Source organism: Bacillus luti, from assembly GCF_009739945.1.
In the GTDB taxonomy this organism is placed as follows: domain Bacteria; phylum Bacillota; class Bacilli; order Bacillales; family Bacillaceae_G; genus Bacillus_A; species Bacillus_A luti.
The window spans coordinates 4789120-4811102 of the sequence record NZ_CP040336.1; the positions used below are offsets into that span (position 1 = coordinate 4789120).

At 37.5% G+C, this 21983-nt stretch carries 20 protein-coding genes; 4 read left to right on the forward strand and 16 right to left on the reverse strand.

All coding sequences use genetic code 11. The features are described from left to right. Positions 1–160: 160 nt before the first annotated feature. On the forward strand, positions 161–724 hold the full coding sequence (locus EUC40_RS24140; protein WP_156576793.1) for a cysteine hydrolase family protein: 564 nt from the start codon (positions 161–163) through the stop codon (positions 722–724). Positions 725–954: 230 nt separating this feature from the next. Here EUC40_RS24140 and EUC40_RS27085 read toward each other — a convergent pair whose 3' ends face one another. The 7 genes from EUC40_RS27085 to pcrB form a co-directional block, all read right to left on the reverse strand. Further along, the gene (locus tag EUC40_RS27085) at positions 955–1104 is read right to left on the reverse strand and encodes a hypothetical protein (RefSeq protein WP_071710549.1); all 150 of its coding nucleotides are present in this window, start codon (positions 1102–1104) and stop codon (positions 955–957) included. Between the two features lie 185 nt (positions 1105–1289). Next, positions 1290–2837, reverse strand: a complete 1548-nt coding sequence (pruA, locus tag EUC40_RS24145) for an L-glutamate gamma-semialdehyde dehydrogenase (protein WP_000259546.1) — start codon at positions 2835–2837, stop codon at positions 1290–1292. Positions 2838–2989: 152 nt separating this feature from the next. Further along, positions 2990–3760 (reverse strand): TSUP family transporter, encoded by a 771-nt coding sequence (locus tag EUC40_RS24150; protein WP_156576794.1) that lies wholly within the window; start codon positions 3758–3760, stop codon positions 2990–2992. A gap of 86 nt (positions 3761–3846) precedes the next feature. Continuing rightward, positions 3847–5043: a CamS family sex pheromone protein gene (locus EUC40_RS24155; protein WP_156576795.1), complete on the reverse strand. Its 1197-nt coding sequence runs from the start codon at positions 5041–5043 to the stop codon at positions 3847–3849. A gap of 16 nt (positions 5044–5059) precedes the next feature. Then, positions 5060–7069 carry an NAD-dependent DNA ligase LigA gene (ligA, locus tag EUC40_RS24160; RefSeq protein WP_156576796.1) on the reverse strand — a complete coding sequence of 670 codons (2010 nt, stop codon included), beginning with the start codon at positions 7067–7069 and terminating at the stop codon, positions 5060–5062. 15 nt (positions 7070–7084) lie between these two features. Next, positions 7085–9349, reverse strand: coding sequence for a DNA helicase PcrA (pcrA, locus tag EUC40_RS24165; protein ID WP_001149614.1), 2265 nt, complete (start codon positions 9347–9349; stop codon positions 7085–7087). Beyond that, positions 9350–10039 (reverse strand): heptaprenylglyceryl phosphate synthase, encoded by a 690-nt coding sequence (gene pcrB, locus EUC40_RS24170; RefSeq protein WP_000272075.1) that lies wholly within the window; start codon positions 10037–10039, stop codon positions 9350–9352. A 337-nt stretch (positions 10040–10376) separates the two neighbouring features. Between pcrB and EUC40_RS24175 the strand changes: the two genes are divergently transcribed. From EUC40_RS24175 to EUC40_RS24185, 3 genes are all read left to right on the forward strand, one after another. Beyond that, entirely contained in the window at positions 10377–10754 is a 378-nt protein-coding gene (locus tag EUC40_RS24175; protein WP_071710553.1) for a YgaP family membrane protein, read from the forward strand. A gap of 220 nt (positions 10755–10974) precedes the next feature. Continuing rightward, positions 10975–11820, forward strand: a complete 846-nt coding sequence (locus EUC40_RS24180) for an SPFH domain-containing protein (protein ID WP_000660686.1) — start codon at positions 10975–10977, stop codon at positions 11818–11820. Positions 11821–11835: 15 nt separating this feature from the next. Continuing rightward, entirely contained in the window at positions 11836–12000 is a 165-nt protein-coding gene (locus tag EUC40_RS24185; protein WP_001085171.1) for a type II toxin-antitoxin system antitoxin, read from the forward strand. 36 nt (positions 12001–12036) lie between these two features. On the opposite strand, the gene purD is transcribed toward EUC40_RS24185, so the two are convergent. From purD to purC, 9 genes are all read right to left on the reverse strand, one after another. Continuing rightward, positions 12037–13308 carry a phosphoribosylamine--glycine ligase gene (purD, locus tag EUC40_RS24190; RefSeq protein WP_156576797.1) on the reverse strand — a complete coding sequence of 424 codons (1272 nt, stop codon included), beginning with the start codon at positions 13306–13308 and terminating at the stop codon, positions 12037–12039. Between the two features lie 75 nt (positions 13309–13383). Continuing rightward, positions 13384–14919 (reverse strand): bifunctional phosphoribosylaminoimidazolecarboxamide formyltransferase/IMP cyclohydrolase, encoded by a 1536-nt coding sequence (gene purH / locus EUC40_RS24195; RefSeq protein WP_071710556.1) that lies wholly within the window; start codon positions 14917–14919, stop codon positions 13384–13386. Positions 14920–14943: 24 nt separating this feature from the next. Continuing rightward, positions 14944–15531 (reverse strand): phosphoribosylglycinamide formyltransferase, encoded by a 588-nt coding sequence (gene purN, locus EUC40_RS24200; RefSeq protein WP_016089553.1) that lies wholly within the window; start codon positions 15529–15531, stop codon positions 14944–14946. Further along, a complete protein-coding gene (gene purM, locus EUC40_RS24205; RefSeq protein ID WP_071710558.1) occupies positions 15528–16568 on the reverse strand; it encodes a phosphoribosylformylglycinamidine cyclo-ligase in 1041 nt (346 codons plus the stop codon). The genes purN and purM overlap by 4 nt, the downstream gene beginning before the upstream one ends. Positions 16569–16668: 100 nt before the next feature. Beyond that, a complete protein-coding gene (gene purF / locus EUC40_RS24210; RefSeq protein ID WP_042981527.1) occupies positions 16669–18084 on the reverse strand; it encodes an amidophosphoribosyltransferase in 1416 nt (471 codons plus the stop codon). Next, positions 18069–20288 (reverse strand): phosphoribosylformylglycinamidine synthase II, encoded by a 2220-nt coding sequence (purL, locus tag EUC40_RS24215; RefSeq protein WP_156576798.1) that lies wholly within the window; start codon positions 20286–20288, stop codon positions 18069–18071. Before purL ends, purF begins: the two co-directional genes overlap by 16 nt. Further along, positions 20272–20955: a phosphoribosylformylglycinamidine synthase subunit PurQ gene (purQ, locus tag EUC40_RS24220; protein ID WP_000666780.1), complete on the reverse strand. Its 684-nt coding sequence runs from the start codon at positions 20953–20955 to the stop codon at positions 20272–20274. The genes purL and purQ overlap by 17 nt, the downstream gene beginning before the upstream one ends. Then, on the reverse strand, positions 20952–21206 hold the full coding sequence (gene purS / locus EUC40_RS24225; RefSeq protein ID WP_000278823.1) for a phosphoribosylformylglycinamidine synthase subunit PurS: 255 nt from the start codon (positions 21204–21206) through the stop codon (positions 20952–20954). Before purS ends, purQ begins: the two co-directional genes overlap by 4 nt. Continuing rightward, the gene (gene purC / locus EUC40_RS24230; RefSeq protein ID WP_001170544.1) at positions 21199–21918 is read right to left on the reverse strand and encodes a phosphoribosylaminoimidazolesuccinocarboxamide synthase; all 720 of its coding nucleotides are present in this window, start codon (positions 21916–21918) and stop codon (positions 21199–21201) included. Before purC ends, purS begins: the two co-directional genes overlap by 8 nt. Positions 21919–21983: the final 65 nt, after the last annotated feature.

The window sequence follows — 21983 nt, forward strand, 5'->3', positions numbered from 1 at the left end:
AGAAAAATATTAATTATTTCTTTATTAAAATTTTTAGATTATAAAATATCAATTTTAAAAGTTATGTAAAATTCCCTCTTCGCATATTTTTAAAAAGGATAATCTTCTCTACGAATTGAATAACATTATTTGAATATGAAACTTGGAGGAAGATAAATATATGAAAACAGCTCTTTTACTCGTTGATATTCAAAATGATTATTTTCCACATGGAAAGATGGAATTGCGTAATCCAGTAGAAGCAAGTGAATATGCTAGTCAACTGCTCCAGTACTTTAGAAAGGACAACAAACCTATTTTTCATATCCAACATGTAGCTATAAAAGATGACGCTACTTTTTTTCTACCAAATACAGAAGGTGTACATATTCACGAAAATGTTCGTCCGCTTAGAGAAGAAACGGTTATACTCAAGCACTATCCAAATAGCTTTCGAGAAACGAATCTTCTAGAGCAATTACAACGTTTAGACATTAAACACGTCGTCATATGTGGGATGATGACCCATATGTGTATTGATGCTACCGTAAGGGCTGCCTTTGATTTCGGCTTGCAATGTACTGTTATACATGATGCTTGTGCTACAAAAGATCTTTCTTTTAAAAACGCTACTATACCAGCCGTTTATATTCATAATACAATTTTAGCTAGTTTAAATGGCGTATATGCAAATGTAATGAGTACAGAGGAGTTTTTAGCTACAAAAAAACACTCTCTTCAGTGAGCAAAACCGAAAAGAGTGTTTCTTGTCAAACCATAGATTTTCTTTCAAATTGTATTATACAGGAAATCCTTAAAATGAATACTAAAAAATGTGACTAATGAGTCAACTTTTCTCGTTGTTTTGTTTCTATTTACATGTTTATCCCGCTATTAATAGGGTTTAGCTAGTTCCACTTAACAAACGGTAATATGTGGTAATTGATTCTGATTCAAATTGACTAGTCTTTCCTATTACTTATCTGTTTGTTCTTGTTTCTTTTTCAAATACTCCGCACGCAATTTTTCAATTTGCTGCTTTTTATCAAATTTGACAGGCGTCTGTTTTTCATGAAACTTTGCAACAGCTACCTGGCCTTTGTAATCTAATTGATATTTTCCCACTTTGTTCACCTACTTTTCTTCTCTTTAAAGAGAATCTATTCAACAAATATAATATACCTTATTTTACTGAAATAAACCTTATTACTTAATTAGTTTTTCTACTGATATCTATCTTAATCCACATATAAAAAGTTTTTCAAAAAAAAGAGATCTTCGCAGACTGCGAAGATCTCTTCTACTATTTCTTATAAAGTTTCAGAAGTAGTTTTTGCTTGCATGTGAAGTGCTAAGTAGTCAGGGCCACCAGCTTTAGAGTCTGTACCAGACATATTAAAGCCACCGAATGGTTGGTAACCTACGATTGCACCAGTACATCCACGGTTGAAGTATAAGTTACCTACGTGGAAGTCTTCACGTGCTTTTTCAATATGGTCACGGTTGTTAGTAACAACAGCACCTGTTAAACCGTATTCTGTATTGTTTGCAATTGCAAGTGCATGATCAAAGTCTTTTGCTTTACAGAATGCTACTACTGGTCCGAAGATTTCTTCTTTCATTAAGCGAGCATCTTCTGCAACGTCAGCAACGATTGTTGGTTGGATGAACCAGCCTTTAGAATCGTCTCCTTCGCCACCTGTTAAGATTCTACCTTCTTCTTTACCAATTGCAACATAGCTCATTACTTTATCAAATGCAGCTTGGTCATTAACAGGACCCATGTTTGTACCTAATACAGCTGGGTTATCAACTGTTAATTCTTTTGTTAATTCAACTGCACGATTTAATACGTGATCGTATACATCTTCGTGGATTACTGCACGAGAACATGCAGAACATTTTTGTCCTGAGAATCCGAATGCTGATGCAACGATAGATTTAGCAGCTAATTCAAGATCAGCTTCTTTATCAACAACGATTGTATCTTTACCGCCCATTTCAGCGATAACACGTTTTAACCAGATTTGTCCTGGGTTTACTTTCGCTGCACGCTCATAAATACGGATACCTACATCGCGAGATCCAGTGAAACTAATGAAGCGTGTACGAGGATGATCTACTAAGTAGTCACCAACTTCAGAACCGTTACCTGGAACGAAGTTTACTACGCCAGCTGGTAAACCAGCTTCTTCTAATACTTCCATGAATTTCGCTGCTACTACAGGAGTTGTACTAGCTGGTTTTAGTAATACTGTGTTCCCAGAAACTAAAGCAGCTGTTGTCATACCTGCCATAATTGCGAATGGGAAGTTCCAAGGAGAAATGATAACACCTACTCCTAATGGAATGTAAGAGAAACGATTATATTCAATTGGACGGCTTTCTACTGGAATACCGTCTTTTAATTTCAACATTTGACGAGCATAATATTCCATAAAGTCGATTGCTTCTGCTGTATCAGCATCTGCTTCATTCCATGGTTTACCTGCTTCTTTTACAAGAATAGCAGAGAATTCATGTTTTCTACGACGAACGATTGCTGCAGCACGGAATAAAATGTCTGCACGCATTTCTGGTTTTGACTTTCTCCAAGTTTGGAATGTTTCATCCGCTACTTGCATTGCTTTTTCAGCTAACTCACGGCTTGCTTTTGAAACGCGACCAACAAGTTCCTCTTTATTTGCAGGGTTTACAGAAACAATCTTGTCTTCTGTAGTGATTTTTTCTCCCCCAATAATTAATGGATAGTCTTGTCCAAGATAAGATTCTACTTTCTTTAAACCTTCTTCAAACGCTAATTTGTTCGCCTCTACTGAAAAATCTGTAAATGGCTCATGTTTGTATGCTACTACCATCCTTTTAGCCTCCCCTTAGAAAAACGTTTACATTTTACAACATTATTCTACACGATAATTTAGATTTATTCAAATATTCCTAGACTTATATTTTAAAAATTAATTAATTTTTAAAATATAATAAAAAAATAGAGTTATACATACGTATAACTCTACAAAATATGAGTATATTCCAAAATGTTTTTTCCAATCAATAAAATAGTTACTAATAAGAATAAAGTCCTCACATATCCAACACCTTTTTGAACGGCAAACTTCGATCCAAAATAAGCGCCAAAAATCATCGATAATCCCATGATAATACCGTATTCAAAATGAATTATGTCTAAAAATAAAAAAGTAATTAAAGATACGATGTTACTAACAAAGTTCAAAGGTTTTCCAGATGCTGCCGCTTGAATAAAATCCAAACCGATTAATAAAAATGCAAAAATTAAAAAGGAGCCTGTTCCTGGTCCAAAAAATCCATCATAAAACCCTATCATTAAAATAACAAAGAAAAATATTAATGTTTTCCTTTTCGTCATCTTTTTATAGGTAGATACACTTCCCCAATCCTTTTTCGCAATAATATAAATAGCAATAAATACCAACATCACAAGTACTAATGGACGTAAAATATCTGGTGGAATAAATTTTACTACTAAAGCACCTGCAACTGCTCCAATAATAGTTAACGGGATTAACTTTCCTACAATTTTAAAATCTACCTTTCCTGATCGAATAAAATAAATTGTACTCGTAAACGTCCCCATCGTTGCAGCTAATTTATTCGTTGCAATCGCAGAAGCTGGCGGCAAACCAACAAACATAAGTGCGGGAAGTGAAATTAACCCTCCCCCTCCAACAACTGAATCAATAAAAGCTGCTAAAAAACCAAATGCAATTAATAAAATAATGACTTGAAAGCTTAACTCATCCATGACCTTCCCCCTTATTTTTAACATTTTAAATTATAACAAAATTCCTCAAGAAAAAAAGCTGTTCCCCAAGGGAACAGCTCTCCTATTTAATCTAAAATTTTCACAAATGGTTCATCTTGCTTCGCTTCACGTATAATTATAGCTTCTGGACGTTCTACAGATTTAATCGTTACTTGTACTTTCATATAATTCGGGAAGTATTCCGTAACAAGCCCTGCAACATATTGTGTAAAAGCAATTATGTCAGCTTTCCCATTAAATTGGACAGGAATGTCCAGCTTCATTTCTTTTAATTCATCATCTTTATACATACCAGTACCGATAACAGCTGTATAGTCGCCTTGGAAATAATCGCTTAGTTTTGCTTTAAAGTTTGATACCCTTGCAAGATCTTCACGTTTATTATCTGTTTTCGCTTGTTCAGATGGGAATAAATAATATTTCTCATTAATTTGTTTCCAATCTTCAACCGTTTCACTACCTTTTTCCACATTCGCATAAGAAACAAAATTACCTGGCACAAGTGAAGATTTTGGAGATTGACGATAAATCGCAAATGTAATCGGAACATTTTTTATTTCGGGCTTTTTTTGGTGCATAACTTTCAAGATTTCTTGCGCCATTTTTTTCCCTTCAGCTAACAATTTTTCGTCCTCGATTTTAGCTTCACGTGGATAACCGTGCTCTTCCTCGTAATAATGAACCGAATTCATCGCTAAACCAACTACAATTCCACCAAGTTCAACATCTTTCTCGCCTTTTTTCACATAATAATCATGCTCTAAAATATTTGAAATATATATTGGATTTTTTTTGTTTTTTACTTCTAGTGATTCGGATCCTTCACCTAACGCTGGATTTAATCCTATGTTCGGAAATTTAACCGCATCTTTTTTTAATTTTGTCTCTAGTTCCTTTTGCTGAGCATCTGTACGCTTTCTTTTAACAAGCATTTGTACAGTTTGGGTATCTAGAGCACTTCCACCTTTAAAGAAATAATCTTTCGTACTAAAGGAATCTTTCGCAATACGCATTAATCCTGTTTCAAATTCATCTACATCAAGGCGACTATTTAATCCTTGTACAACTAAACCACGTGCAGATCCTGCATCAAATGGAACAGTCGTCTTATAATATTCATCCGAAATAGAGTATTTTGGGACGATCGCTTGCTCTTTTGCTTTCCCCGATTTCTCAACCACTTTTTCATCTTTGTCGGCACCTATACTACACCCACTTACAAGTAGGCTAAGGCTTAATACCGCTAATGCTATTTTTTTCATGGTAAGTTTGCACCTCTTACTTATTTAGCTCTTGTAAGAACCTCTCTTCATTCCAAACCTCAACATTATGTTTCTCCGCTTGTGCTAATTTCGAACCTGCTGCTTCACCTGCAACGACTAAATCTGTACTTTTACTAACACTTCCCGTTACTTTTCCACCTAATGCTTCAATCTTCTTCTTCGCTTCACTTCGTCCCATAATTTCTAACTTACCTGTTAAGACAACCGTTTTTCCTGCGAAATAAGATTCAACATTTTGTAAATCCGCACTCTTTATACCTTTGTATGTCATGTTCACGCCATACTCTTTAAACTGTTGCAATAACTCTAATACGTCTTCATTATCAAAATATGTCACAACAGATTGAGCCATTTTTTCACCAATTTCATTAATTGCTTTTAGTTCTTCTTCCGTTGCTTTCACAAGCCCATCCATTGTTTCGAAATGCTCCGCAAATGTACGTGCTGCTTTCGCTCCAACGTGGCGAATTCCAAGACCAAATAATAATCGCTCTAACGAGTTTTCTTTAGAATTCTCAATTGCTTGTACTAAATTCGTTGCTGATTTTTCACCGAATCGTTCTAGCTGTAATAATTGTTCTTTCGTCAATGCATATAAATCTGCAAACGTACGAATATAATCTGCATCAAAGAGCTGTGTGATAACACGCTCTCCAAGTCCGTCAATATTCATTGCATTTCTTGAAACGAAATGAATTAATCCCTCGCGAATCTGAGCTGGACAAGTTGGATTTATACAGCGAAGTGCTACTTCTTCTTCTAAACGAACTAGTTCACTCTCACATGCTGGGCAATGCGTCGGCATATGGTATTCATCTTCCTCACCAGTACGCTTATCAAAAATAACGTTCACAACTTCAGGAATAATATCTCCAGCCTTTTTCACAACAACGTAATCACCAATTCGAATGTCTTTTTCGCGAATTAAATCCTCGTTATGTAAAGAGGCACGACGAACGATCGTACCAGCCACTCGTACTGGCTCTAGCTCTGCAGTCGGCGTTACAACTCCTGTGCGGCCCACACTTAATTCAATCCCTGTTAATCTCGTTACAACTTCTTCAGCCGGGAACTTATAAGCAATCGCCCATCTCGGACTCTTTGCTGTAGTTCCTAAATTTTCTTGAAGAGCAACATCGTCTACTTTTATAACGATTCCATCGATCTCATAATCAAGGTGCGGACGTTTTTCTTGCCATTCTTCTACATAAGCTATAACCTCTTCAATTGTTTCACATGTGCGGCGATTTGGATTTGTCTTAAATCCAAGTTCACCTAAGAAATCAAGTGATTCACTATGCGATGGGATCGTTTTTTCTTCTACATTCGCAAGACCGTACACAAACATAGATAGGTTACGCTTTGCTGCAATTTTCGGATCCAGTTGACGTATTGAACCTGCTGCTGCATTACGCGGATTCGCAAATACATCTTCACCATTTTGCTCTTTTTCTTCATTTAATTTAACAAATGAACGCTTCGGCATATAAGCTTCGCCTCTTGCTTCTAACGTTACTTCTTCATTTAAACGAAGCGGGATAGCTTTAATCGTTTTTAAGTTTTGGGTAATATCTTCACCCGTTATACCATCACCACGCGTTGCACCTTGAATAAAGCGTCCTTTTTCATAATGAAGTGAAACGGCAAGTCCGTCAATTTTCAATTCGCATATATATCTTACATTCGCATCATCAATTCCTTGACGTACTCTTCGGTCGAAATCACGTAAATCTCCTTCGTTAAATGCATTTCCTAAACTTAACATCGGTGACTTATGTGTTACTTTTTCAAATATATCAAGAACCGTCCCCCCAACACGAATGGAGGGAGAGTCTTCACTCATAAACTCTGGATTCTCTGCTTCTAATTTTATAAGCTCCTGCATATTACGGTCATACTCCGCATCAGAAACCGAAGGATTGTCTAATACGTGATATTGATAATTAAATGTGTTTAACAAATCACGCAGTTCTTCTATACGTTTTTTTGCTATCTCTTTTGACATACCCTCATTCCTTTCCTATTGTTTCGTCACAGGTGCAAATTTTGCTAATAAACGTTTAACACCAATTGGGCTTGGGAACGCAATATCTAATTCTTTTGCATCACCTTCACCTTTTACACTGACAACTGTACCGACTCCCCATTTCTGATGAGAAGCTTTATCTCCTACTGCCCAACCAATTTGCTCGCCACCTGTTGTCTTAACAGCCGGACGTACGAAAGCCGAACGAGAACGTGTCGTTCCAGTGCTTGTCGCCATTGCACCTGTCGTTCTTCCTTTTGCCTTTGCCCCAAACGACGTCTCACGCTTCGGCGCTGTTTCATTTAATGGTTCCACTAGCTCTGCTGGGATTTCAGTAATAAATCGAGATGCTGCATTCATACTTGTTCTACCGAATAAAGTACGCATTTGTGCATTAGATAAGTACAACTCTTCTTCTGCACGAGTAATACCTACATAAGCAAGGCGACGCTCTTCCTGCATTTCATCTTCTTCCATAAGGGAACGAGTATGCGGGAATATTCCTTCCTCTAGACCAACGATAAAGACAACAGGGAACTCTAGCCCTTTTGCTGAGTGCATCGTCATTAAAATAACTTCCTCACCTGCAGTTGGATCCTCATCTACACGATCAATATCAGCAACAAGTGCTAAGTCTGTTAAGAATGCAACTAGGCTCTTATCTTCGCTTTGAGATTCAAATGTTTGCGTAACAGATAAAAACTCATCTAAGTTTTCTAGACGACCTTCCGCTTCTAAAGTACGCTCGTTTTTCAACATATCGCGATAGCCTGTTTTTTCAATAACTTCTTCTACTAATTCTGTAACAGATAAATACTCTTGCATATTTACCCAGTTGTGTAATAAACCTGCGAATTCTTTCACTGCCTTTGTAACCTTTGCACTTACTCCAACATGCTCAATCTCATCGAATACAGCCGTTAATGAAATTCCATTTTGTACACCGTAATTAATAATTTTATCTATAGAAGTCGCACCAATTCCGCGCTTTGGCACGTTAATAATACGTGCGAAGCTAATCTCATCATCTGGATTCCCAATTAAACGCAAATACGCCAAAATGTCTTTAATCTCTTTACGATCGTAGAACTTCGTACCGCCGACAATTTTGTAAGGAATATTAGATTTCAGGAAAATCTCCTCGACCATACGAGACTGGGCATTCGTACGATATAACACTGCAAAATCAGTATATTTTCGTTTCCCCATTTGAATATCGTCACGAATTTTTTTCGCAACAAAGTATGCTTCGTCTTTTTCCGTTGCAGCACGATAATACGAAATTTTGCTTCCAACTTGATTGTCTGTCCATAATTTCTTCGGTTTACGATTCGTATTTTTTTCAATTACAGCATTTGCTGCATTTAAAATATTTTGGGACGAACGATAGTTTTGTTCTAACAGAATAACTTGCGCATTCTCATAGTCTTTTTCGAATGACAAAATGTTAGAAATGTCCGCACCACGCCAGCGATAAATAGACTGATCTGAGTCACCTACAACGCATAAATTTTTAAAACGTGCTGCTAAGTGTTTAACAAGAAGGTACTGCGCTTTGTTCGTATCTTGATACTCATCAACGTGAATATATTGGAACTTACGCTGATAAAACTCTAGTACTTCTGGAACACGTTCAAATAGTTGAATCGTCGTCATAATTAAATCATCAAAGTCTAATGAGTTATTTTTCAGAAGACGTTTTTGATATTCTGTATATACATCACTCGTTAATTTTTCATATGGATCAGCGATTGTAATTTTTTTTGCATATTTATCTGCAGACAATAGTTCATTTTTTGCATTACTAATACCTGCTAAAATAGAGCGCGGCTCAAACTTCTTCGGATCAATATTGCGCTCTTTCATAATTTTTTTGACCACAGTTAACTGATCACCTGCATCTAAAATCGTAAAGTTACGATTAATTCCAATGCGGTCAATATCACGTCGTAAAATACGTACACACATAGAGTGGAACGTAGAAATCCAAATATCTTCTGCTTCTGGTCCGACAAGTGTATCAATACGCTCGCGCATTTCACGAGCAGCTTTATTTGTGAAGGTAATTGCTAGCACATTCCATGGCGCCACACCTTTTTCACCAAGTAAATACGCAATACGATGTGTTAGTACACGTGTTTTACCACTACCTGCGCCTGCCATTAATAGAAGTGGGCCATTCGTTGTTTGTACTGCTTTTTGTTGCTGTGGATTTAAACCGTTTAATAACTTATCTGTCATACTCATATACGCCTGCACCTACTCTCCTTTTACTGCTTTAACTGTTTTTAACGCAGCTTTTATATCATCATAAATAACATTTCCAACAACTACTGTATCAGCATACTGCGCCATTTCTTTCGCTTGTTCTGCATTAGAAATACCACCGCCATAATATAGCTTAGCTTGTTTCAATTCTTCTTTTACATTTTTAACAAGTTCAATATCACCATACGTACCGCTATATTCTAAATAGAATATCGGTAAATGTAATAGCTTGTCTGCTAAACGCGCATATGCGATAACATCATCTTCTGTTAAATCACATTTTGCATCTGTAAGCTGGGCTACTTTCGCTTCTGGATTTAAAACACAATACCCTTCCATGAAAATCTCGTCCCAGTCCATAATATCCCCAAATTCTTTCAACGCCTCATGATGAACCCCTGTTACCCACTCCACTTTTCGGCTATTTAAAACGCTTGGGATGTAATAAAAATCAAATCCCGGTGTAATTGCTTCCACATCAGAAACCTCTAACACACAAGGAACTGCATATCTACGAATGCTAACTAGCATGTGCAATACATTATCAATTGTTATACCGTCACTGCCGCCTACAATAACAGCGTCCGTTCCAGACTCACAAATCATTTCTAAATGTTCATCGCTTAACTCCTTGTTTGGGTCAAGCTTAAATACATGTTTCCACCCGGAAATATCGTACATGAAAACACCCTTTCTTTTTTCAAGTTATATATTCCTGTTCAAAATAACAGTTAATTTTCATCTGGATTTTTGTAACTTCATCTTAAATATTTATTTAAAACGGAGATTTAATTTCGCGATTTCCTCTTCCTTATTTTTCTAAACGAGAGGGTTTAATTTTGAACTTCCTTTTACGCATTCTTTCATTATAACAAAAAAAGCTACTTACACACACGCTCATTCCAACATCTTTTTCAACGTCAAATGTTGGATTACATATCAGCAAAATCACACGGGATACTAATAAGAGAAATAGTATTTACTATTTCGAAGTTCATCAAAAAGGAGTGTGTTTCTAATGAAGCAAAACATCGGTACAATCAATGCTCTAATTCGAATTACACTCGGACTTATCCTCTTCGGTTGTAGTACCGCTAAACTCGTACGCAAACCGTGGTGCACTTGGTCTAAAGTTTTACTATGGATTGGTGCAATGAAAGTTGCTGAGGGAATTGTTCGTTTCTGCCCTATTGCTGAAGTATGTAAGCTTGGAAAATATATGAGTATGGGCGCATTTAAAATACCTAGCATGAATTTTGCTGAAAAAGGACATGCTAAAGAAGAAGTGAGTCAAACTTCCAATCATGACAAACCACAGTCAAATGGAAGTTATGACGCTTCTGACAAAGAGATTGAGTCAGCGATTGAAAATATAATCCTGGCAAAACCGCTTTGAATCATTTGTCACGATGCAAGATGCTCTCAAAGGGACTTAGCTGCTGCAGTGGGCGGTTAAGTCTTCTTTATTTTAACACAAAATAGAACGTATATTCTGTTCCGTGCCCTTGAAATATACATAACAGATGTCGATTAATAAAATTCAGAAAATTAGGTGTATCCCTCTTGCATAAAATGATATAAAAGTGATATCATTTTTATATCAAGGAGGCGATCATATGAAAGAAAAACAAGTATTTTATGTAAATGGTTTTCTCGGTATTATCGGGATTTTAATTTTAGCTGCTATCGGTGTATTTTTCCTTGTACAAGAAATTTTCATAGGAGCAGCATTAACGATTATTTTAGCCGCGGTTCTCGCTACAGGTATCGGTATCGTTCAGCCGAACCAAGCGAAAGTCATTACGTTCTTCGGTAATTATTTAGGAACAATTCGTCAAAACGGTTTATTTTTAACGATTCCATTCGCATTCCGTCAAACTGTATCTTTACGTGTTGAAAACTTTAACAGTAAGAAATTAAAAGTAAATGATGTTGACGGAAATCCAATTGAAATTGCAGCCGTTATCGTATATAAAGTTGTTGATTCTGCAAAAGCAATGTTCGGCGTTGAACATTATGATCGATTTGTAGAAATTCAAAGTGAAACGGCAATCCGCCACGTTGCAACGAAATATCCTTATGACAATTTCCAAGATGAAACCAGCGTTACATTACGCGGAAATACTGAAGAAGTCTCTGAGGAGTTAAAACGTGAGTTAGAAGCACGTCTTGAAATTGCTGGTGTAGAAGTATTAGAAACTCGTTTAACACACTTAGCCTACGCAACAGAAATTGCCCATGCAATGCTACAACGTCAACAAGCGAAAGCAGTATTAGCTGCTAGAAAAGAGATTGTTGAAGGTGCTGTTAAGATGGCGAAAGATTCAATCCATATGTTAGATGAGGAAGGCGTACTTGAATTAGATGACGAGCGTAAAGCAAATATGGTAAACAACTTATTAGTTGCCATCGTTTCAGATAAAGGTGCGCAACCAGTCATTAATACAGGAAGCCTATACTAAGGGCTATAAGCAATTATGGCGAAAAAGAAAAGCTTTCCATTACGGATTGATCCTGAATTACACGCAGTCATCGAAAAATGGGCAAATGATGAGTTTCGTAGCGTCAATGCACACATCGAGTATTTACTTCGAGAAATGGCAAAGCAAAAAGGTAAATTGAAAAAAGATAAAGATGCATAAAAATCCCGCTGAGAAATCAGCGGGATTTTTCACATATTAATTTTTCGTCATCTCATGCCCAATTGCACGATATCCTATATCACTTCGATAAAATAGGCCATCACTCTCAATTTTACCGATTTCTTTATATACTGTATCTTTTGCTTCTTGTAAACTATTCGCCTTACAAGCAACAAATAGGACACGACCACCGTTTGTCACAAAGTCACCATGTTTCATTGCTGTACCCGCATGGAAAACAATCACATCTTGCAGCGCATCTAATCCGTTAATAATGTCACCTTTTTTATACGCTTCTGGATATCCTTTAGAAGCCAGTACAACACCAATTACTGCTTCTTCTGACCATTGTAACGTTAGTTCACTTTCATCTAATACAGCGTTACATACATCAACTAAATCATTTTCTAAACGAGGTAAGACTACTTCCGTTTCAGGATCACCAAAGCGCGCATTAAATTCAATTACCTTTGGACCATCATTTGTTAAAATAAGCCCCGCATATAAAATCCCTGTAAATGAACGATTTTCTGCAATCATCGCTTTAGCAGTTGGATGTAATACTGTTTCAATTGCTTCTTGAACTGCTGATTCTGGAATTTGTGGTACTGGAGAATATGCACCCATTCCACCCGTATTTGGACCTTTATCGCCATCAAAAGCTCGTTTATGATCTTGAGCAATTACCATCGGATGTACAGTTGTTCCATTCACGAATGCCATTAATGAAAATTCTTGTCCATCTAAAAATTCTTCGATAACGACCTTCTTACTTGCTTCACCAAATTTTACATCTTGTAGCATTTCTTTCACAGCCTGTAATGCCTCTTCAAGCGTCATTGCTACTGTTACACCTTTACCAGCAGCTAAGCCATCAGCTTTAATAACGATTGGCGCACCAACCTTTTGAATGTACTGTACTGCTTCTTCATAATCTGTAAAAGTTTCATATGCTGCAGTTGGAATATCATACTTTTTCATAAGCTCTTTTGTAAAAGCTTTACTACCCTCAATAACAGCAGCCGCTTTATTTGGACCAAATACACGAAGTCCCTCTTCTTTAAAACGATCAACGATTCCATTCATAAGTGGAATTTCTGGTCCAACGAAAGTTAATTCCACATTATTCTCTTTAGCAAATAAGACTAATGCATCAAAATCATTTTCATCAATATCAACTGGTGTTGCAACATCTCGCATACCTTCATTACCTGGTGCTACATACACTTTTTCTACCTTTTCGGATTGTGCAAACTTCCAAGCTAATGCATGCTCACGCCCACCGCGGCCAATTACTAAAACATTCATATTTCATCCCCCAATAATTAAATAAGTACAAACTAGAAGCTATGCTCCTAGTTTGTTTTTTCTAAAATTACTCTATTAGTGTTTGAAATGACGTACGCCAGTGAACACCATCGCAATCCCATACTCATCTGCCATTTTAATAGAATCTTCATCACGGATTGATCCACCTGGTTGGATGATTGCTGTAATTCCCGCTTTTGCTGCTTCTTCTACTGTATCTGGCATTGGGAAGAAAGCATCAGATGCAAGTGCGCTACCTTGCGCTTTTTCACTAGCTTGTGTGATTGCAATTTTCGCAGAACCTACGCGATTCATTTGCCCTGCACCTACCCCAATTGTCATATCATCTTTTGCTAAAACAATTGCATTTGATTTCACATGTTTTACAACTTTCCAAGCTAGTTTTAAATCTTTCCACTCTTGCTCTGACGGTTCACGTTTCGTTGGAATTGAAATTGTACTTTCATCTAATGATAACGTATCTTCTTCTTGAACAAGAAGTCCTCCTTGTACAGAAGTTAGTTTTTTACTTGCACTTGTTGCTTTTTCAATATTTACAGTTAGTAAGCGTAAGTTCTTCTTACTTTGCAATACTTCTAAAGCTTCTTGTGAGAACGAAGGAGCGATAACAATTTCTAAGAAAATTTCATGTAACTTTTCAGCTGTAGCTTTATCAATTTCACGATTTGCTGCAATAATACCACCAAAGATTGATACTGGATCTGCCTCATAAGCGCGTGTGTAAGCTTCATGAATATCAGTTCCTACTCCAACACCACATGGATTCATATGTTTTACCGCTACTACTGCTGGTTCTGTAAATTCTTTTACGATGCTAAGTGCTGCGTCTGCATCATTGATATTGTTGTAAGATAATTCTTTTCCGTGCAATTGTTCTGCATATGCAACTGAAGAAGTTGCTGCGAATGGTGCTTTATAGAAAGTTGCCTTTTGATGCGGGTTCTCGCCATAACGTAAGTCTTGTTTTTTCTCAAATGTCACAGTTAATGTTTCTGGACTTTCTTCACCCATTTGCTCTGTTAAATAGTTAGAAATTAGCGCATCATAAGCTGCTGTATGACGGAATACTTTCGCTGCTAATTTACGTTTCGTTTCTTCTTTTACTTCGCCGTTCTCTTTCAATTCTGCTAACACAACATCATAATCTACTGGATCTACAATGACAGAAACAAATTTATGATTTTTCGCAGCAGAGCGAATCATTGTCGGGCCACCTATATCAATATTTTCAATTGCATCAGCAAATGTTACATCAGGCTTAGCGATTGTTTCTTTAAATGGATATAAGTTTACAACAACAAAATCAATTGCTTGAATACCTAATTCATTCATTTGCGCTACATGCGTTTCATTATCACGAACTGCTAATAGACCACCATGAATATTTGGGTGTAATGTTTTTACACGGCCATCCATAATTTCGGGGAAACCCGTTACTTCAGAAATACCAATTACTTGTAAACCGTTCTCTTCTAGTAATTTTTTCGTACCGCCTGTTGAAATAACTTCGATCCCTTGTTCAAGTAATCCTTTAACAAATTCTACTACTCCTGTTTTATCTGAAACACTTACTAATGCACGCTTTTTCATTGACCCTTCACCCCTAGTTGTATGTTAGTTAACAGTTGGTTCTTTCACAGACTGAACAATTTGATTCACTGTATTTACGTATAATTTATGTTCAACTTGTTGAATTTTCTTTTGTAAGCTTTCTCTCGTATCCCCTTCAGAAACAACTACTGCTTCTTGCGCAATAATTGGACCTGTATCCATACCTGCATCTACATAATGAATCGTTACTCCAGTAACTTTCACACCTGCTTCTAACGCTTGACCGACAGCATCTTTTCCTGGAAAACTCGGCAGTAATGATGGATGAATATTAATAATCTTCCCACCGTATGCTTCTAGTAACGTCGGCCCGATTAAACGCATATAGCCAGCTAAAATAACATAATCAATCTCATATTCTTCTAGCTTCTTTAATATCTCTTTTTCAAACGCTTCTTTTGACTCATATGCTTTCGCTGAAAAAGCGAAACATGGAATATGATGATAATGTGCCCGTCCAACAGCACGTGCTTCTGGTTTATCACATACTAATAAACTAATATCGGCGTCTAATCTTTTTTCTTCTACCGCATTGATAAGAGATTGAAAGTTAGAGCCACTCCCAGAAGCAAAAACTGCTAATCTACTCATAGTGCCGCTCCCCCATTAAAGGTAACGCCAGTCCCTTGTACAGTACGTCCAATAATACTAGCTATTTCTCCTTGCTCTTCAAGAAGACGAACGATATCTTTTGCCTCTTCTTCCTTCACTGCTACTACCATACCAATACCCATGTTAAAAATATTGAACATTTCTTTCTCTTCTAGTTTTCCAACTTCTTGAAGCAAACTGAAGATCGGTTGAATTTTCCAAGATCCTAATTCAATTTCTGCACCGATTCCTTCTGGCAACATACGTGGAATATTTTCAATGAACCCGCCACCTGTAATGTGTGCCATTCCGTATACTTCATATTTCTTCAATAGTTCTAAAATAGGTTTGACATAAATTTTCGTTGGTTTTAATAATTCTGCACCAAGAGGTAGTTCTAAGCGTCCGTAAATACGATCTAAAGATAGTTCTCCATCTTCTAGTAACACTTTTCGTACTAAAGAATAACCGTTACTATGAATACCGCTAGATGCTAAGCCAATTAATACGTGACCCGCTTCAATTTTTTCACCTGTTACAATTTTCTTTTTATCAACAATTCCAACTGTAAAGCCCGCTAAATCGTATTCCTCCGTAGAATACATTCCTGGCATTTCAGCTGTTTCTCCACCAATTAATGCACAACCGGCTTGGCGACAACCCTCTGATATACCTTTGACGATGTTTTCAATTTTACTAGGTTCAGCTTTACCACAAGCAATATAATCAAGGAAGAAAAGCGGTTCTGCTCCTTGGACAACAATATCATTTACACACATTGCTACCGCATCAATACCAATTGTGTCATGTTTATCTGCCATAAAAGCGAGCATTAATTTCGTTCCCACGCCATCTGTTCCAGATACTAATACAGGTTCTTCTAATGCAAATTTTGATAGATCAAACATACCCCCAAAACCGCCTAAACCGCCTAGTACTTCTTTTCTCATAGTTGTTTGTACGTGTTTTTTCATGCGAGATACCGCTTCATATCCAGCTTCAATATCTACTCCTGCTTGCTTATATGCATTCGCCATCGTTATTTACACCTCGTCTTTTAATTTCTCCCCATCCAGGACGGGCTATTTTAAGAAAGAAGCCAGCTTCTACACCAAATCATGTAGAAGCTTTTCCTTCTTATTTCATACTTTCTAAAAGCTCTTGCTCATAATCATAAAGAGCTGTCGGATAGTCCCCATTAAAGTAAGCCATGCATAGACCTCCATATTTCCCTTCATATGGACGTCCAATTGCATCTACTAATCCATCTTCACTTAAAAATGTTAGTGAATCCGCACCGATCATTTCACGGATTTCTTCTACTGTATTATTTGCCGCAATCAATTCTTTTCTCGTTTGAATATCAATGCCATAGAAGCATGGATACTTAAGAGGTGGTGAAGCAATTCTTACGTGAACTTCTGTCGCTCCAGCCTCACGAAGCATGCGAACAATTCGTTTGCTCGTTGTTCCTCTTACGATAGAATCGTCAATCATAACCACTCGTTTCCCTTCAACTACACCTCTTACTGCTGAAAGTTTCATCTTAACCCCTTGCTCTCGTAGTTCTTGAGAAGGTTGAATAAACGTACGGCCAACGTAACGATTTTTAATTAATCCTAACTCATATGGAATGCCCGTTGCCTCCGCATAACCAATTGCTGCTGAAATACTCGAGTCTGGCACACCAGTAACAACATCAGCTTCAATAGGAGCTTCCGCCGCCAAACGTTTTCCCATATTTTTACGCGCTGCATGAACGTTAACACCAGCGATGTTAGAATCTGGTCGTGCAAAGTAAATGTACTCCATACTACAAATTGCATGTTCTACGTCGTTTGTGAAACGATCTACGTGAATTCCTTCATCATTAATGATAAGTAGTTCACCAGGTTCTACATCACGAATATATGTCGCACCTACTACATCAAAAGCACATGTTTCAGATGCTACAACGTAAGCATCACCCATCTTTCCAATTGACAGAGGACGGAATCCATTCGGATCTAATGCAACAATCATTTCATTTCCAGTTAGTAAAAGGTATGCAAACGCACCTTTCACTTTATTTAGAGCCTCTTTTACACTTTCAATTAACGAATCTTTCGTACTACGTTTAATAAGATGTAAAAGCACTTCTGTATCTGAACTTGTTTGAAAAATACTTCCCTCTGCCTCTAATTCGCGGCGAAGCATTTTTGCATTAATTAAATTCCCGTTATGAGCTAATGCCATACTATGATCAGAAAAACGGAATAGTAATGGTTGAACGTTAGCAACTTCACTTCCACCAGCCGTCGCGTATCGTACATGCCCGATTGCTGATTTTCCGTTCAATCCTTCTAGCTCACCTCTTGAAAACACTTCTGATATTAAACCTAACCCCTTGTGACCGATGATTTTTTCCCCATTATTTACAACAATGCCTGCGCCCTCTTGTCCACGGTGCTGTAAACTGTGCAATCCGTAGTACGAAACTTGTGCTGCATTTTCATGCCCCCAAATTCCAAAAACGCCACATTCTTCATTTAACCCCTTTATTTCAGCAAGCATGGGATTGCCCCTTTCCAAGCCTTTCTCATTTCATCTACATTTGCTGTAAGCAATACTTCATTTTCTTCATTATGAATTGTTACTTCATTTGTATTTGTTACTTCTCCAACTTGAGTTGCTTCAACCATTTTCTCGAATGCTTCTTTATTTTCACGTTTTACAGTTATCACGAAACGAGATTGTGATTCTGCAAATAATGCGGCTGTTGCTTCACCGTCTAATTTCACAGTAGCACCTAAACCTTTAGCACCAATTGCACTTTCTGAAACTGCAACTGCTAATCCACCTTCAGCAACGTCATGTGCAGATTGAATAAGGCCAGCTTGAATTGCTGCTAATACTTGTTTTTGACGTTTTAATTCTACGTCTAGATCGATACTTGGTGATTGGCCGAAAATTTTGCCGTGAATCATTTTTTGCAATTCACTTCCGCCAAACTCAGCTTTCGTCTCTCCGATGACATAAACTAAATCGCCAGCTTGCTTAAATTCTTGTGTTGTTACATGTTTTAAATCGTGTACAAGACCGACCATCCCAACTGTCGGTGTTGGATATACAGCTTCGCCACTACGTTCGTTATACATTGATACGTTTCCGCCGATAACTGGCGTTTGTAATGTGCGACAAGCTTCACTCATACCGTCTACTGATTTTTCAATTTGCCAGAAGATCTCTGGTTTTTCTGGATTACCGAAGTTTAAGCAATCTGTAATTGCAAGTGGCTCTCCTCCAGAACATACAATATTACGTGCTGCCTCTGCTACTGCAATTTTACCGCCCACTTCTGGATCTAAATAAATGTAGCGAGAGTTACAATCTGTCGTCATTGCTAATCCTTTTTCTGTACCGCGTACACGTACAACTGCTGCATCTGAACCTGGTGTAACAACTGTGCTTGTGCGCACTTGGTAATCATATTGATCATAAACCCACTCTTTACTTGCAATCGTCGGTTGTTGTAATAAAGCGAATAACGTTTCTTTATAATTTTCTACTTTTGGCGTTTCCATTTTCATTGCTTGGAATTCAGCAAAGTATGCTGCTTCTTTTGATGGCTTATGGTAAATTGGAGCTTCTTCTGCTAAAGCATCCGCTGGAACTTCCGCCACCTTCTCGCCTTTATGGAATAAACGAAGCATTTTATCTTCTGTTACTTTCCCCATCGTAACGGCTGCAAGACCATACTTCTCAAATAAATCTACTATTTCTTGCTCTCTACCTTTTTTCACAACAATTAACATACGCTCTTGTGATTCAGATAGCATCATTTCATATGGTGTCATTCCTGTTTCGCGCTGTGGTACATCATCTAAGTACATTTCAATACCCATTCCTGCTTTACTTGCCATTTCTGCAGAAGATGATGTTAAACCAGCTGCACCCATATCTTGAATTCCAACAAGTGCATCCGACTGAATAAGTTCTAAGCAAGCTTCAATAAGAAGTTTCTCCATAAATGGATCTCCTACTTGAACTGCTGGACGCTTCGCTTCTGAGCTTTCAGATAACTCTTCAGATGCGAATGTTGCACCGTGAATACCATCACGACCAGTTGATGCTCCTACGTACATTACTGTATTTCCAGCACCGTGCGCTTGCCCTTTTTTAATGTCTTCGTGGTTAATTAAGCCTACGCACATTGCATTTACAAGTGGATTTCCTTCATAACATGGATCAAACTGTACTTCGCCACCAACAGTCGGAATACCGATACAGTTACCGTATCCAGCAATCCCTGCTACTACTTCTTCGAATAAATATTTCACACGTGGTGATTGTAATTCGCCGAAACGAAGTGAGTTTAATAGAGCTACTGGACGTGCTCCCATAGAGAATACGTCACGGATAATACCACCAACGCCTGTTGCTGCTCCTTGATATGGTTCAATAGCTGAAGGATGGTTATGGCTTTCCATTTTAAATACAACCGCTTGATTATCACCGATATCTACAATTCCAGCACCTTCCCCAGGCCCTTGCAAGACGCGTTCACCTGTCGTTGGAAACTTACGAAGAACTGGTTTTGAATTTTTATAACTACAATGTTCAGACCACATTACAGAGAATAATCCTGTTTCTGTATAATTTGGCAGACGGCCCAAAATCTTTTCAACCATGGCAAACTCTTCGTCTGTTAGCCCCATTTCCGCATATATGCGCTCTTCTTTAATTTGTGTTGGATTTGGTTCAAGCATTAACGACATATGTTTCCCTCCACTGTTTTAAGATAGATTGAAAGACTTTTAACCCTTCAGCACCGCCAAGTAATTCATCTACAGCACGCTCTGGATGTGGCATCATACCAAGTACATTTCCTTTTTCATTTACAATACCAGCAATATCTGAAACGCTTCCATTCGGGTTTTCTACGTAACGGAATGCGATTTGATTATTCTCTTCTAATCTTTGAAGAGTCTCTTCATCACAATAGTAATTCCCTTCACCATGTGCGATTGGAATATTGATTACTTCATCTTTTTCATATTGTGATGTAAACATCGTTTCATTATTTTCAACGCGCAACTGAACAGTGCGACACATAAATTTTAAGTTTTCGTTTCTCATTAATGCTCCTGGTAGTAACCCTGACTCAACAAGAATCTGGAATCCATTACATACACCTAAAATTGGCTTTCCTTGCTCAGCAGCTTTTTGCACTGCTTTCATTGCATTCGCGAAGCGAGAAATAGCACCGCAGCGTAAGTAGTCACCGTAAGAGAATCCACCTGGTAATAGAATTGCATCATATTCATCTAAATTCTCTGTATCGTGCCAAACGTAATCTACTTCTTCGCCAAGCTCATCTTTAATTGCATGGAACATATCGACATCACAGTTCGAACCTGGAAATACTATTACTGCAAATTTCACTGTGCGACAACCTCCTCAACTTCATAACGGAAGTCTTCCATTACAACGTTTGCTAGTAACTTTTCACACATTTCTTTTACCTTGCTATCTAGATCAGATACTGATTTATCAATTGTTAATTCCATATACTTTCCAATTCGAACATCTTGTACTTCTGTGAACGAAAGACTATGAAGTGCTCCTTTTACTGCTGTTCCTTGTGGATCTAATACACTTTCTCTTAACGTTACATATACCTTAACTTTATACATGTGAAATTCCCCCTAAACGTTTTAAAATCTCTTCATAAGCATCTGTTAAATTTCCAAGATCACGACGGAATACGTCTTTATCAAACTTTTCATTGCTCGTTTCATCCCATAAACGGCAAGTATCTGGTGAAATTTCATCTGCTAAAATGATTTCTCCCTCTTCAGTTACACCAAACTCTAATTTGAAATCTACTAATCTTACACGACAGCTTGCGAAATGATCAATCAACACTTGATTGATTTGTAGAGCCATATCTCGTAATACGCTTACTTGCTCTGGCGATGCAACGTTTAATACACGAATATGATCTTCCGTTACAAGCGGATCTCCTAAATCATCATCTTTGAAGTAAAATTCTACGATTGGTTCTGCAAGTACAGTTCCCTCTTCCATTCCTAATCTTTTTGAAAGACTTCCTGCAATTACATTTCTTGTGACAACTTCTAAAGGAATAATACTCACTTTTTTAACAAGTTGTTCTGTTTCAGATAGCTTCTCAACAAAGTGTGTTTTAATTCCTACTTCTTGTAACTTTCTGAACAATAAAGTTGTAATCTCATTGTTCAAACGACCTTTTCCTGTAATCGTCTCTTTTTTCTCCCCATTGAAAGCAGTCGCACTATCTTTGTACTCTACCCAAACCATATCTGCTGATTCTGTACGATAAATTCTTTTTGCCTTACCTTCATACAGCAATTCTAGCTTTTGCATTTCGCAAGCCCCCTGTAGTTTGAAAAATGTGAATAATGTTTTTATAAAGAATGGCACAGAATGAC